Annotated in this window: 15 protein-coding genes; 6 read left to right on the top strand and 9 right to left on the bottom strand. The window is 41.1% G+C overall.

The window, feature by feature from the left end; all coding sequences use genetic code 11:
* Positions 1 to 24 precede the first annotated feature (24 nt).
* Positions 25 to 528, bottom strand: a complete 504-nt coding sequence (locus tag A5868_RS11265) for a GNAT family N-acetyltransferase (RefSeq protein ID WP_086303439.1) — start codon at positions 526 to 528, stop codon at positions 25 to 27.
* Positions 529 to 677: 149 nt separating this feature from the next.
* Between A5868_RS11265 and A5868_RS11260 the strand changes: the two genes are divergently transcribed.
* Positions 678 to 1,103, top strand: coding sequence for a hypothetical protein (locus tag A5868_RS11260; protein WP_010780137.1), 426 nt, complete (start codon positions 678 to 680; stop codon positions 1,101 to 1,103).
* 379 nt (positions 1,104 to 1,482) lie between these two features.
* Here A5868_RS11260 and A5868_RS19035 read toward each other — a convergent pair whose 3' ends face one another.
* Together A5868_RS19035 and A5868_RS11250 are read right to left on the bottom strand one after the other, a co-directional pair.
* Positions 1,483 to 1,644 (bottom strand): hypothetical protein, encoded by a 162-nt coding sequence (locus A5868_RS19035; RefSeq protein WP_086303440.1) that lies wholly within the window; start codon positions 1,642 to 1,644, stop codon positions 1,483 to 1,485.
* A gap of 69 nt (positions 1,645 to 1,713) precedes the next feature.
* Positions 1,714 to 2,736: a lactonase family protein gene (locus A5868_RS11250; protein WP_086303441.1), complete on the bottom strand. Its 1,023-nt coding sequence runs from the start codon at positions 2,734 to 2,736 to the stop codon at positions 1,714 to 1,716.
* 106 nt (positions 2,737 to 2,842) lie between these two features.
* Between A5868_RS11250 and A5868_RS11245 the strand changes: the two genes are divergently transcribed.
* Entirely contained in the window at positions 2,843 to 3,187 is a 345-nt protein-coding gene (locus A5868_RS11245) for a PTS glucitol/sorbitol transporter subunit IIA (protein WP_086303442.1), read from the top strand.
* A gap of 12 nt (positions 3,188 to 3,199) precedes the next feature.
* Positions 3,200 to 4,369, top strand: coding sequence for an AI-2E family transporter (locus tag A5868_RS11240; RefSeq protein ID WP_086303443.1), 1,170 nt, complete (start codon positions 3,200 to 3,202; stop codon positions 4,367 to 4,369).
* A 29-nt stretch (positions 4,370 to 4,398) separates the two neighbouring features.
* Here A5868_RS11240 and A5868_RS11235 read toward each other — a convergent pair whose 3' ends face one another.
* Both A5868_RS11235 and A5868_RS11230 read right to left on the bottom strand, forming a co-directional pair.
* Entirely contained in the window at positions 4,399 to 5,019 is a 621-nt protein-coding gene (locus A5868_RS11235) for an NAD(P)H-dependent oxidoreductase (RefSeq protein ID WP_010780142.1), read from the bottom strand.
* Positions 5,020 to 5,113: 94 nt separating this feature from the next.
* Entirely contained in the window at positions 5,114 to 5,422 is a 309-nt protein-coding gene (locus tag A5868_RS11230) for a rhodanese-like domain-containing protein (protein WP_010780143.1), read from the bottom strand.
* A 301-nt stretch (positions 5,423 to 5,723) separates the two neighbouring features.
* Here A5868_RS11230 and A5868_RS11225 point away from each other — a divergent pair, with 301 nt between their 5' ends.
* The 3 genes from A5868_RS11225 to manA all read left to right on the top strand — a co-directional run bounded on the left by A5868_RS11225 (position 5,724) and on the right by manA (position 8,727).
* A complete protein-coding gene (locus tag A5868_RS11225; RefSeq protein WP_010780144.1) occupies positions 5,724 to 6,545 on the top strand; it encodes a VOC family protein in 822 nt (273 codons plus the stop codon).
* A gap of 176 nt (positions 6,546 to 6,721) precedes the next feature.
* Positions 6,722 to 7,753, top strand: coding sequence for a serine hydrolase domain-containing protein (locus A5868_RS11220; RefSeq protein WP_086303444.1), 1,032 nt, complete (start codon positions 6,722 to 6,724; stop codon positions 7,751 to 7,753).
* A gap of 23 nt (positions 7,754 to 7,776) precedes the next feature.
* The gene (manA, locus tag A5868_RS11215; RefSeq protein ID WP_086303445.1) at positions 7,777 to 8,727 is read left to right on the top strand and encodes a mannose-6-phosphate isomerase, class I; all 951 of its coding nucleotides are present in this window, start codon (positions 7,777 to 7,779) and stop codon (positions 8,725 to 8,727) included.
* A 54-nt stretch (positions 8,728 to 8,781) separates the two neighbouring features.
* Here manA and A5868_RS11210 read toward each other — a convergent pair whose 3' ends face one another.
* The 4 genes from A5868_RS11210 to A5868_RS11195 form a co-directional block, all read right to left on the bottom strand.
* On the bottom strand, positions 8,782 to 9,468 hold the full coding sequence (locus A5868_RS11210; protein WP_044926545.1) for a type 1 glutamine amidotransferase: 687 nt from the start codon (positions 9,466 to 9,468) through the stop codon (positions 8,782 to 8,784).
* Positions 9,461 to 10,813: a Mur ligase family protein gene (locus A5868_RS11205; RefSeq protein ID WP_086303446.1), complete on the bottom strand. Its 1,353-nt coding sequence runs from the start codon at positions 10,811 to 10,813 to the stop codon at positions 9,461 to 9,463. The genes A5868_RS11210 and A5868_RS11205 overlap by 8 nt, the downstream gene beginning before the upstream one ends.
* A gap of 197 nt (positions 10,814 to 11,010) precedes the next feature.
* Positions 11,011 to 12,408 (bottom strand): TrkH family potassium uptake protein, encoded by a 1,398-nt coding sequence (locus A5868_RS11200; RefSeq protein ID WP_086303447.1) that lies wholly within the window; start codon positions 12,406 to 12,408, stop codon positions 11,011 to 11,013.
* Positions 12,409 to 12,512: 104 nt separating this feature from the next.
* Positions 12,513 to 13,244 (bottom strand): SDR family oxidoreductase, encoded by a 732-nt coding sequence (locus A5868_RS11195; RefSeq protein WP_010780150.1) that lies wholly within the window; start codon positions 13,242 to 13,244, stop codon positions 12,513 to 12,515.
* Positions 13,245 to 13,280 lie beyond the last annotated feature (36 nt).

Genomic DNA, 13,280 nt, shown 5'->3' with positions numbered 1-13,280 from the left:
TATCCGATCTCCTGCGAAGTTTTTTTATTTAATCAGTGCATACATGTGCATGTCTTTTACTTCACCGTTTTTCACCGCGTTTTTCCGCAATGTTCCCTCGAATTGAAACCCGCATTTTTCCAGCAATCGACAAGAGGCTTTGTTGGTGGAAAAGGGTTCTGCAAAAATCCTCAGGATATCGGTTTCTTTGAAAATATACGCCGTAACAGCTGTCACGGCTCGCGTAGCAAAGCCCTTGCCCCAATCATTTTCGGAAAGATAATACCCAATTTCAGCCGTACGCCGATGGATATTTTCCGAGCGAAAAACACCGATACTGCCAATCACTCTATCCCCATCAACAATGGCGAAAGCAAATGTGTTCGACGAATCAGCACGCAACATAGATTCAATGAACGCTTGGGCATCTTTTTTAGTGTATGGAAAAGGCAGACCGTCTCGCAAGTTGTCATGAATGTTTTTATTAGACAAAACTTTTGCCAGCTCTTCGGCATCGTCTCTACGCCATTTTCGGATGATCGTATCCATAGAAAATCCTCCATTCGAAACAATTTCTTTAACCATAGCATCTCTTCCCATAGAAATGAAGCGGCTTTTAAGTTTTTCTGAACAGCTTTGCATAATGGCGAAAAATCGGTAAAATGAAGGTATCCAAAAAAGAAAGTGGGAATAAAGGAATGCGACCGAATACAGGATACTATGCAAGAGAGATCAATGAGATCGTTCAAAATACTGAAAAGATGGGTGAACGGTTACACCCAAGCTATGAAGAAATCCGTACTGCTTTAGATGAAAAGACGATCACTGAATTTGATCAAGAACACCTGTCAGAGATCCACGAGCTGTTCAAAGAGGGGACACAGTTCTACGAATTAAATTTAGAAAAAATCAGCATGTTGAAACCACCCGCAAAGGTGATCGGCAATCATAAGAAATTTGAACGCGCATTTATTCAATATGTCGAAGGCTGCCAAGAAATGACAGACAGCTTATTGCCGGAAGTAAATGAAGAAGCCTTCAATGCAGCAGAAAAAAAACAAGATGAAGCAACGGATAAAATTTATAAAACAATCCAAAAAATTACGAACCTGTTATTGAAATAGCGAACAATCCAAAAACATAAGAGAACAAAAGTTTTCTAATTTTATTATAACGTTATTTTAAATACAGATGGGGAAGATTCGGGTATTATTAATTCATAACCAATAACAACCTTTTCTTTTTCATTGCATTTAGGTAATACTCCTGTCTCTTATACACATCTAGATGTGTATAAGAGACAGAGATGGGGAAGATTCGGGTATTATTAATTCATAACCAATAACAACCTTTTCTTTTTCATTGCATTTAGGTAATACTCCTTTAGCACCGATTTGCCGATCGGTGCTTTTTTTTTGTCCTTTTTTAGTGTTGGTCGATCCAAATTTTTTATAATAAAAACCGACTGACGTTTAAGTGCACACTTAAGGTCAGCCGGATTGTTTAATTTTCGATATTTCTTACATAATTCTCGAAATAATCATTCAGATCGTTTTTAATTTTTTGATAGTCTTCTTCACTGTAGTCCTTCTCATCAAGACGCCCTTTAAAATTTGGCAAGTCCAAATCCTTTTTAAGCCGCTCGATGACTTCTTCTTTATTCATCAGCAATTCCCTCCACACTAACTGACACTGTCTATGAAATCAAAACACGTGAAACTCGTTTGAACTGAGCTAGGCTTCGAAATAGACACAAACCGCTTCTGGCGCATAGACGTCTTTTTGGATCATTGTCAATAGGCCGCTTTCGGCATCCCGACGATAAAGCGTCAGGTTGTCGCTGTTTTGATTCGCTGCAACGACATACGCGTTGTCAGGACTTAATGCGAAATCTCGTGGGAAATCGCCTTCTGTTGAGATGCTTTGTACGTTTTCGATATGTTGCCCATTTTCAGTGATCGCGAAAACGGCAATTGAATTATGACCGCGATTCGATGCGTACAAATAGCTCCCATCGTTAGAGATGCGAATCGCAGCACCGCCGTTTTCACCGTCAAAGTCTGCGGGCAAAGTGGAAACTTTTTGTTTTTGAGTGAAGCTGCCATCTGTCTGATCGTAGCTGAGGACGCTGACGGAACTGTCCAATTCACCAAATAAGTAGGCAGTTGTTTCATTCGGATGAAAAACTAAGTGACGAGGACCCGTCCCAGGTTCAGCGACATAGACCGCGACTTCTTCAACGGCACCGTTGTCAGCAACATCATAGGTGTAGACACGGTCAGTACCAAGGTCACATACGACTAAGCGTTGATCTGGCGCTAGGTCGGTATAATGAGTATGTGCATGGTCTTGATTTTTGTGAGGCCCTGTTGGTTCTTTATGTGCAAGGGATGCAGCCGCTTCAAGCGAGCCGTCTGATTGGATCTTGTACGTGTTCAGTTCCCCTTTATGATAATTTGCTCCGTAAACCAATTGACGCGCTTCATCAACAGCCACATAACATGGCGGAGCGCCTTCTTCTGTCACCGCATTCAAAAAATTGATTTGAGGGTCGTAGCTAGACACTCCGCCTTTTTCCTCACGGCTCGTAACGGCGTAAAGAACTTCTTCTTTACTTTTAGTAAGGTATGTTGGGCTTATTTCCGCTGTTACTAATTCTAGATTAGTTAACGTTTCAGTGTCGGTATTCAGATCGATTTGATAGATTCCTTGACTGATGCGTCGGGTGTAAGTGCCTAAAAGTATTTTTTGGATCATGAAAAAACCTCCTTCAGTGTACATCCATTTTAGCAAGTTTATTGTCACTTGGATAGCGCTAACTTTATGATATAATTGAAAAATAAACAAGAAAAGAGCGTGACGTATGACAGCAACTGAAATCACTCAAATTGGAAAAAATGCAGTTAATGATGAAAATATCTTGATTCTTTTCGGACAGACGATTACACCAGATTTAATGGATGTTTCGATCGTTCAGAAGAAAATCAGTGAGACACCCATTGATTTGAAAGAAGGCGGACAACTTATTTTTGGCGAGCAAAGCTACAAAATAAATGGTGTTGGACCGTTAGCCAATGAAAATCTTAATGAGATCGGACATGCGACTGTCTTTTTTCAAGAAGAGGTTGGCATGATCCCAAATGGGATTTATGTTACCCCAGAAAAACTTCCAGATTTGGAAGTAGGGATGAAAATTACATTTCAATAGGAGCGTGAGTGCGTGGATAAAAAGAAATTGACGCAAAAAACGTCTTGGTTTTGGAAATGGTTTTTGAACAGCCAAGTCGTAGTGGCATTGATCATCGTATTGTTGCTGCTGTTGATCACGTTGGTTTTTACAAAAGTATCGTATATTTTTGAGCCTGTCGGACAGTTTTTTGCCATCGTGGGTCTACCTATCGTGATCGCCGGAATTCTCTACTATTTAATGAATCCAGTAGTCAACTTTCTAGAGAAAAAGGGTGTTAAGCGAAGTATTGCGATTATTTTACTCTTTGTAGTTGTTGTGGCATTGATCATTTGGGGAATCGTCGTGATCATTCCGCAAATTCGTGAGCAGCTTAGTTCGATGCTGAAAAGCTTGCCGGGGTATTTCGATACGATCAGTGATAAGGCAAGTGAGATTTTTAAAGATCCATCCTTTGAACCCTTTCAACAGCATATCGACAATAGTTTGCAAAAATTACTAGAGTCGTTAACAGAAACAGCACAAAATATTTCTCGTGTGACGTTGCAGGGATTGGGAAGCGTCGTTTCAACCTTAGCGACTGTCGTGATCGCTTTGATCACAGCACCGATCATCTTGTTTTTCCTATTAAAAGACGGCGACCAGTTAGCACCGTATGTCCTTAAATTGTTGCCGACTAAAATGCGCAAACCGTCATTACGCGTGATGACTGAGATGAATTCACAACTGGCTTCATATATTCGCGGACAGTTGACTGTCGCTTTTGCGGTGGCAGTGATGTTTATTATCGGCTTCTCGCTAGTGGGGATGAACTACGCGATCACCTTAGGAATTCTAGCAGGTGTGTTGAATTTGATCCCCTATTTAGGATCGTTCTTAGCCATGGTCCCTGTAGTTTTCATTGCCTTAGTAACCGGCCCGATCATGCTGGTAAAAGTCATTATTGTCTTTACGATCGAACAGACGATCGAAGGACGGATCGTGTCACCATTGGTGCTGGGGAATCAATTAGAGATTCATCCTGTTACGATCATGTTCGTATTGCTGACAGCCGGAAAGATTTTCGGTATTGCGGGCGTCATTCTAGGGATTCCTTTTTACGCCGTCGCAAAAGTTATTGCGATCCATGTATTTGAATGGTACAAAGGTGTCTCAAACCTTTATGAAGAAGACGATACAACAAAAACACCTGTCGATGATTGATCGACAGGTGTTTTTACGTAAAGTATCAATTAAAACTGCGCAGCCAATGATTTGGCTTTTTCTTTTGCCGCATTCATGATCTCAGGTGCTTTTGATGGATCATAATCCGCACCCTCAATGTAAATGGAATCAAAATCAGTGATACCAATAAAATTCATCATTCCCTTAACGTATTGCGCTGAGAAATCTTGACCATTATATGTACCGCCACTTGATTGTATATGAACAGCTTTCTTATCAGTTATCAAACCGGTAGGACCTTCTGCAGTATACTTAAAGGTTTTACCTGCCACGTTGATCGTATCAAACCATGCTTTTAATCGTGTAGGAATGTTTAAATTCCACAAAGCGTTGGCGATAACGATTTTTTCACTAGCTAAAAATTGATCAGTAAATTCATTAAAGACACGAACTTTTTCTTGTTGAACATTACTTAATTCTGTAAAATCAGTTCCCTTTTGAAGCGATTTCCAAGCGGATAATAAGTCGCCGTCAATTTCTGGGATATCTGTATAATACAAATCTAACATGGTGAAAACATCTTCTGGATGACTTGCTTGATGTGCCTCGATGAAAGTTTCCAAAACACTTACAGTTTGAGAGTCTTCTGCGGACAACGGGTGAGCATTCACTACTAAAACATTTGCCAAAACTAACACTCCTTAAATTTAATTACAAACGAATCGTACACAATATATCGACAGCAGACAATTTTTCTGCTCGAAACGTTCAATAAAGATTTATTTAGCTTGCTACATAACGACGATAGGCAGATGTTCCGCCGATCACGTTTGCGACTTGGAATCCTTTGTTTCGTAAAAATTGCGCCATTGTTTTTGAACGGCCTCCGAATTCGGTAAAGAGGTAATACGTTTTACCTTTATCGAGCTGGCTTAAACGATTGGGCAACTGAGTCAATGGAATACGAGTGACCTTTGAATTTTCAAGTAAATCAAAGGAATCTACAAAATCAGGATCTCTCAAATCTAAAACATCTAAGGGTTCCTTTTCAGCAAGGGCCATAAATTCTTTTGTTGTTACTGAGTTATACATCTTTCTTCGACAACCTTTTCTTTCTTAATATTGATTCCAACTTTAATCTATTTGTTGTCTGATTACAAGTGTTCTTGCGGACTTTTTACTCCTTTTTCAGGAAAAATGAAGAAATCAATCAAAATATTTTCATATCCAGAAATTGTTGATAAAAATTTGGGATTTATTCAAAAAAAAGAGGGATTTGAAAAGAATTGGACATTTTTGGTCAAATAACAAAAGAGTCGTCGATTCAAAACAGATATCGCTTGCGTGAATCAGAGTGCATCGTTAAAATAGGAATGACGGAGGGAAGAAAACAATGGGAAATTTTCAATTAGGGAAACTTAATTTAAAAACGATCGCTATTCGTGTACGAGATCGTGATGCTATGATCCATTTTTATCGAGATATTATTGGACTGCATCTATTGCGTGAAGAAAACGAATTGGCGATTCTTGGATACAAAGATCCAGCAAGTGAACTGTTATGGTTAGAAGAGAGTCCTCGAGCAAATGAACACCGTGGGGAAATTAAAAAAATGCAGCGCGTGTCACTCGTGGTACCAAATATCGAAGAATTGGCGAACGTCTACTATCGAGCAGAAAAAGAGGAATATCCGATTAAATCTGCTTTACAGGCGGATGAAGAAAAAGGGCTGCTGTTTGAAGACCCTGAAGGAAATGAAATTGAGATTTTCTATGCGCCAAGTAAGGAACGTTCGACATCAGAGCCCGTTCAACTAGATTTTGAAAAGCTGCTGAAAAAGGCAACGAAGCGTGAAAAAATTCATGAGGCTTATTTTGACAAAATCCATTTGAATGTCAGCGACCTGAACAAGCAACAAGCTTTTTTAAAAAATATTCTAGGTCTGACTGTATACGATGAGAGCGAAGAAGAATTGCTGTTGAATCGTGGGGAATTTAACGTGGGGCTGACAAATGCGACAGGCGGGACGATCGATCTGCCGACGGATAAAGTCCTTGGCCTTGATTTTCTGCAATTCAAAGTTTCAAAAGAGAACTTATTAGAACTTATCCATCATTTAACGGAAGAACAATTAGAATTTTTCATCGACAAAAAAGAGTCCTTGATCACGATCTATGATGCAGCCGGCATCGAGTGGTGGTTCGTATTAAAATAGATATACATAACCGCGAGTAATCGCGGTTTTTTTGTTGTCTTCGATCTCACTCAAACCAGGAATAGCCATTTCTTTTGATTCAACGCGGAGGTGCTGAATGTAGAAACACATTCAAAAGTGCGTGTGTTTTGTTTTATGCTATACTTTTTAGAGAATATTTAAAAGGAGGGTTGCCAATGTATCCTGAGACACGTCATTTAATAGAAGAAAAAAGGCAAGCGGATGTTTTTCCTGGAGCTGTTTTTCAGTTTATCGAAAACGAGCTTGAGGAGTGTCACACACTCGGATCTGCACAGATTGAACCAACGGTGATTCCAATGCAGGAAGAGTTCCTTTTTGATGTGGCTTCGCTGACAAAAGTCGTTTGCACGACCACGGTCATGCTTAGGCTGAAAGAAGCAGGTAAAATTTCTTGGGATCAGCCCCTTCATGAGCTGCTGCCAGAGTTTCAAAATGGGACGATCACATTGAGACACTTGCTCACCCATACATCAGACATTCAAACGTACATTCCAAACCGGGATCAGTTAAACGCTGAGGAACTGCGTGCAGCCTATCTGACGTTGCAGCCGGGAGACAATCTTGGAAAAGCGGTGAAGTATACCGATGCAGGAACGATTTTGCTGGGGTTCTTGATCGAAGCTCTCTATCAAAAAAATGCGATCGAAGTGTTCAAGGAAGAAATTCTACGCCCTTTGAATATGTCGGACAGCTTGTTTTTACCACAGCCGCCGTACAATACGATTGTCCCTACACAAAAATTGTCAGACGGACGTATTTTAAAAGGATCGACCCACGACCCAAAGGCACGTGTTTTGGCAGAACATGCTGGAAACGCAGGGCTATTTACAAATCTGAAAGATTTAAGCAAATTTGCAAAAATGTATTTGAATCTTGGGCGTGTTAGCGATATGATTTATTTGCATGACAAGACAATCCAAGAACTGCTTCATGATCAGACGCCAACAGGAAACGGGGGGCGTTCCATCGGGTGGGACTTGAAACAGGGTTCGTTGGATCAGGCGCCTTTGCTTTTTCATACCGGCTACACCGGAACCTTTCTATTATTGGACGTCACAAAACGATCCGCGTTTCTCTTTCTGTCAAATCGTGTTCATACAGAAGATCATCGCGCCAGCTATGTTGCCCATCGTGATGAGATAATCACCTGTTATTTAAATGAACGAACAAGAGTGTATCAAAAATAAAGCTATAAAAAGGAGCAACTATCATGGAACCACTATTTTTAAAACCAGTTTTTCAAGAAAAAATTTGGGGAGGCGACCAATTACATACGGTCTTTGGGTTTGATATCCCTAACGACAAAATCGGGGAAGACTGGGCGATCAGCGGACATCCGCACGGCGTTAGTGTCGTAGAAAATGGCCCCTATAAAGGATGGAAGGTTAGTGACCTTTGGAGCGAACACCGCGAATTGTTTGGCAACGCAGAAGGCGATGTCTTTCCGCTACTTACAAAAATTTTAGATGCTGAAGATGACTTATCTGTCCAAGTGCATCCTGATGATAGCTACGGGTTGAAGCACGAGGGTGAATTAGGAAAAACAGAATGCTGGTACATTATCAATGCGAAACCAGGCTCAGAAATCGTTTATGGACATAATGCGAAAACCCGTGAAGAACTTGCAGAAATGATCAAAGAAGAACGTTGGGACGATCTTTTGCGCCGCGTACCAGTGAAACAAGGGGATTTCTTCTACGTACCAAGCGGAACGATCCATGCAATCGGAAAAGGCATCATGATTTTAGAAACACAGCAAAGTTCAGATACAACTTACCGTGTCTATGATTATGATCGTAAGGATGATCAAGGAAAGACCCGTGAATTGCACATCCAACAATCCATCGACGTAACGACAGTCCCTGCAATCAGTCCAGAATTGGAAATCACTGAAAGCAAAAAGGGACGCTCTTCTGTCATCACGTATTTAAAAACAGAGTTCTTCAATGTCTATGAATGGGATGTTGTTGGTGAGCTTTCACTTAAAAAAGAAGGCGACTACACGTTGGTCACAGTTATTGAAGGATATGGCAATCTGATCGCAGAGGGTCAAAGTTACGAAATGAAGCCTGGCACAAGCTGCATTTTACCAGCACAAATGACTGAATGGAAAGTAGAAGGCGAAATGAAGATCATCGCATCTACGCCTGGAACAAAATAAATAAATCAGCAAAAAAAGACCATCCGCTTCATGAGCGGGTGGTCTTCTTTGACGTTATGGCAATTCCGGCAGTTCTACCTCTTCGCCATATTTATTTTTAAGTGCGGTATGAAGCAGACGTACCGCCAATGTTTTATTTCGAGCTAAGATGGGGCCGTGGAAGTAAGAGCCATAAACATTTTTATAGATGACGCCTTCTCCTTGGTCTTCACCGTTGTTGCCGTTGCCTTTAACGATCGTACCAAGAGGGCGTTCTCCTTCGCCTAAAAATGTTCGACCATTGTGGTTTTCAAAGCCATAGTAGGTTTCCCCAAATTCTTCATTATGGATCTCAATGTCCCCGATGAAGCGATGATTATCTTGGCTTAGCGTGTAATGGTCCAGCGCACCGATACCATCGATTTTTTCACCATTTGCACCGATATAGTAATGTCCCAACAATTGGTAGCCGCCACAAATAGATAGAATGACACCATCGTTTTCGATATATTTAGTCAAGTCTTCCTTTTTATCTTGGATATCTTTTGAGACGATCACTTGCTCATAATCCTGTCCGCCGCCAATAAAAACGAAATCGTATTTATCGGGATCAAACGCTTGGTAAATACTGACGATCTCTGAATGGATCTCAATACCCATCTGTTTAGCATAATAGTTCAGCGTCAGGAGATTGCCGTTATCCCCGTAAGTATTTAACAAATTTCCGTATAAATGTGCTAAGTTCAATTCGTAGTTAGCCACGATCCATACCTCCATCAATGTAGCCTCTTTGAGCTAATTCTTTCCGTAACTGTAAAACAGCTGTGTAAGTCGCAAGGATATACACATGCTCCGTCGGCAATAGTTTGATCTTTTCAATGACATCCGTCAAGCTATCTGTCTCGGTTAGCTTCTCATCAGAAATCCCTGCAACACGTAAGCGCAGCGCCATATCTTCGTGACGGTCACCGCCAGCGATGACTGCCGGAATGTCCATTTCAGCAAAAGCCTCGTGGTTGCCGTCCCAGATCCAACTAATGTCGATACCATCTGCATAGTTGGCATTCAATAATGAAACTAGGGAGAAGGGGTAGGGTGCTAGTCCGATCATGTCGATGACTTGGTTCAAGCCGACCGGATTCTTCACTAAGACCAAGGTGCATTTTTTCCCCTCGATCTCAAATTCTTCTTGCCGTCCGAAGACCTTTTCATCATAGCCTAAGCCGCGTTTGATTTTCTCTTTGGAGACGCCATAATATTCTGCTACAGCGGTCGCTGCGAGAGCATTGTACACATTGTACATGCCACCAACTTCAATCTTGTACTCCTGACCGTCGATCACAAATTCTGACGATTGGTTGTCCATTGCCTTCATCTCAGTTAATTTGTAATCCAATGCTGGACGGTGGAAGCCGCAGTTTGGACAATAATATTTTCCAAGGTTGGCATAAGTGATCATTTTGTATTTCAAGATGTGCTGACATTTTGGACAAAGGAGTCCGTCCGTATTGTAGTGCGCTTCCTGATCTTCATCGGGTAAGTGATCGAAGCCGTAATATTTTCTTGGATTCACCGTTTCCAATGAATTGAAGATAGGCGAATCCCCATTGCATAAAATAGGTGCACTCGGTGATTTCGCAGCACCGTCTACAATAAGTTTATAGGTAGTATAAATTTCGCCGTAGCGGTCCATTTGATCGCGGAAGATATTTGTAAATAAGAATAGTTCAGGTTTGATGTATTCCGTAACCTTGCTCAAGCTGGCTTCATCAATTTCTAGAACGGCGATTTTCTTGTCGCCTTTTTTTCCTTTGGCATTTAAAAAGGTCGATACAATTCCTTGAACCATGTTGGCCCCCGTTGGATTCGTCAGCACATAATCAAACTCTTGCTTCAGAATATTAACGGTCAATGCCGTCGTCAACGTTTTCCCATTCGTTCCAGTGACTACGACCACCTTGTAATCCTTCACCAATGTATCTAAAATTTTCGGATCCATCTTTAAAGCCAATTGACCAGGATAACTTGATCCACCTTTAAAGAACGTTTTTAATACCCATTGGGCGGTCTTGCCGGCTGAAATCGCCAGATGACTTCGTAACCCCATTACACATCCTCCATGTCTGTAACAAATTTAATTCATCTTATCATATTTGAAAAAAAAGTTTAAACAGCTTTCCTTTTTCTTAATTTTTACCTATCAACTATTCATTATAAGCAACTGACGACCGTTTGTCTTTTATAAAAAGGAATCAAGCAGGCCGGACGGCTACCCATAAAAAAAGGCAGGAACAATCTTTGTTCCTAGCCAATAATAATCTTTTCTTCTGGAAATTCATAGCCTAAGTCTTGCGTTTCTTTTGGTACAAAAAGCATCAAGGTATAAAGCATACCTACACGACCGATGAACATCAAAATAGCGATCATGATTTTTCCGGTGCTTGAGAGGTCGTCGGTGATGCCTAATGACAAACCAGTTGTTCCAAAAGCAGAAGTCACTTCCACAATGATCGAGATCAGCGAGTGATCCTCTGTCGCAGTCAAAAATAAAATACTGAATAAGCACATGCCCGCTGAAAGCATAAAGACAACGACCGATTTTCGGACATCTTCTTGCGCGATTTTACGGCCAAAAATATTGATGTCGTTCTCATTTTTTAAGAAGGAATAGAGATACAATCCAATGATCGCGATCGTCGTCGTCCGTATCCCGCCTCCAACAGAACTGGGCGAACAGCCGATAAACATCAAAAGTGAGAAAATGATCAGCGTGGTATTTTGAAAAATCGTGAGATCATGAATCTGCAAACCCGCATTTCGGGTAGTCATTGAATAAAAGGACGAATTCAGCCATTGATCAAATAGGTTCATGCTTGCAAAACTGTGGTCCTTTTCTAATAACCAAATCGCGATCGTCCCGCCAATAAATAGGACAAAAAAAGCTAATAAGGCGATTTTTGAGAAAAGGCTGAAGCGAAACGGCAGTCGAGACTTGGATTTTTTATGATAGATCCAGCCATGAAAATCCATCAGTACAGGAAACCCGATGCCTCCGATAAAAATCAACACCATGATAGTCACGATGAAAAAGACATCGTGTGAAAAAGGAATGATCGAATCTCCAGTGACATCAAAACCAGAGTTGGTTACTGCTGAGATGGCCTGATAGAAACCGAAAAAGATAGCCTTGGAGAACGTACGGTAGTACCCCGCCAAGTAAAAATAAATGGAAAAAATTGTTCCAAAAAGAACTTCGATCACGAGCAGCATCGTAAACGTGACACGGATCAAATTTACGATCCCACTGAGGCGGGGTTGATTCATGTCGGTCATAATCAATTGGCGCTGCTTCAAGGGGATGCGTCGTTTAGAAACGATAAAAAAGAAGGTCGTGATCATCATGATCCCTAAACCACCGATATGAAAAAGCACCTCTAACATCAGCACGCCGTTGTCGTTGAATACGGAATTTATATTGAATGTCGTTAGACCGGTCACCGAAATCGTTGAGATCGCCATGAAGACCATGTCGAGAAACGGCACATGCGAGCCAGGTTCACGAAAAATCGGCAAATAAAATAAGACCAAAGAAAGAATCGTCATAGCTAAATAATAGAAGACGATGATTTGGATGGAAGAAAACCGATTATTGATTTTTTGCCAGTTTTTTTTGAGAAAATTTACGCGTCGATCGAAACTCATAACTACTCCTTCACTCGTCTAGTTTAAATTTTTAATCGTAGAGACAGTATAGCATGCTTCCAATAAAAAAACTCCCGCCGATTCGGCAGGAGTAAGGAAGCGTATTAAGCATCTTGAGCAGTTGCGGCAATGTCGATTTCTCGAATAGTAACTTCTTGCGGCATGTCGTAAATAAATTTGACACTTTCGGCCACATGGACGGGATTCAAAGTAATACCGCCCATGCTGTCTTTCCACGCTTCATAGTCTGTCAAGGCACCTTGATCCGTTACGTGTGTTAATAATTCCGTTTCAGCAGCACCAGGGGCAACTAAAGACACGCGGACATTTGAACCAGAAAGTTCTTCACGGATTGTTTCACTCAGTCCATGAACGCCAAATTTAGATGCTACATATGCGGCGTGATTGGTAAATGTTTTCTTGCCAGCAAGGGAAGACATGTTGATGACGGTTCCGTGTTTACGTTCCTTCATTCCTGGAAGAACGATCTGCATACCATTTAATACCCCCATAACATTCGTATTCATCATCGTTTGCCATTCAGCTGGGTCTTGGGTCAAGACATTGCCTAGCAGCATGACGCCGGCATTGTTGACTAATAAGTCTGTTGGACCGTAAACTTCTTCGGCTTTTTTGATACTGGCAGCAAAGGCTTTGTAGTCTGTCACGTCGACCTTTTCGATCATGACATTCTCAAAGTTTAATGGCAATGCCTCGATTTTTTCTACGCGACGTCCTAATAAAAGCAACGGGTGACCTGCTTGATTAAAAAGTTTAGCGATTTCTGCACCAAAGCCTGAGCTTGCTCCTGTAATTACGATTAATGGTTTTTCCATTTAAATTGCCTTCTTTCAAATTTATGATACACTTAC

The sequence above is a fragment of the Enterococcus sp. 12F9_DIV0723 genome (assembly GCF_002174375.1).
Classification (GTDB): domain Bacteria; phylum Bacillota; class Bacilli; order Lactobacillales; family Enterococcaceae; genus Enterococcus_A; species Enterococcus_A gilvus.
This window is presented reverse-complemented; position numbering and strand designations above follow the sequence as displayed.

Coding starts and splice junctions, on each gene's coding strand:
- A5868_RS11265 (WP_086303439.1), bottom strand. CDS start 528: ATGGATACGATCATCCGAAAATGGCGTAGAGACGATGCCGAAGAGCTG.
- A5868_RS11260 (WP_010780137.1), top strand. CDS start 678: ATGCGACCGAATACAGGATACTATGCAAGAGAGATCAATGAGATCGTT.
- A5868_RS19035 (WP_086303440.1), bottom strand. CDS start 1,644: ATGAATAAAGAAGAAGTCATCGAGCGGCTTAAAAAGGATTTGGACTTG.
- A5868_RS11250 (WP_086303441.1), bottom strand. CDS start 2,736: ATGATCCAAAAAATACTTTTAGGCACTTACACCCGACGCATCAGTCAA.
- A5868_RS11245 (WP_086303442.1), top strand. CDS start 2,843: ATGACAGCAACTGAAATCACTCAAATTGGAAAAAATGCAGTTAATGAT.
- A5868_RS11230 (WP_010780143.1), bottom strand. CDS start 5,422: ATGTATAACTCAGTAACAACAAAAGAATTTATGGCCCTTGCTGAAAAG.
- A5868_RS11225 (WP_010780144.1), top strand. CDS start 5,724: ATGGGAAATTTTCAATTAGGGAAACTTAATTTAAAAACGATCGCTATT.
- A5868_RS11220 (WP_086303444.1), top strand. CDS start 6,722: ATGTATCCTGAGACACGTCATTTAATAGAAGAAAAAAGGCAAGCGGAT.
- manA (WP_086303445.1), top strand. CDS start 7,777: ATGGAACCACTATTTTTAAAACCAGTTTTTCAAGAAAAAATTTGGGGA.
- A5868_RS11205 (WP_086303446.1), bottom strand. CDS start 10,813: ATGGGGTTACGAAGTCATCTGGCGATTTCAGCCGGCAAGACCGCCCAA.
- A5868_RS11200 (WP_086303447.1), bottom strand. CDS start 12,408: ATGAGTTTCGATCGACGCGTAAATTTTCTCAAAAAAAACTGGCAAAAA.
- A5868_RS11195 (WP_010780150.1), bottom strand. CDS start 13,244: ATGGAAAAACCATTAATCGTAATTACAGGAGCAAGCTCAGGCTTTGGT.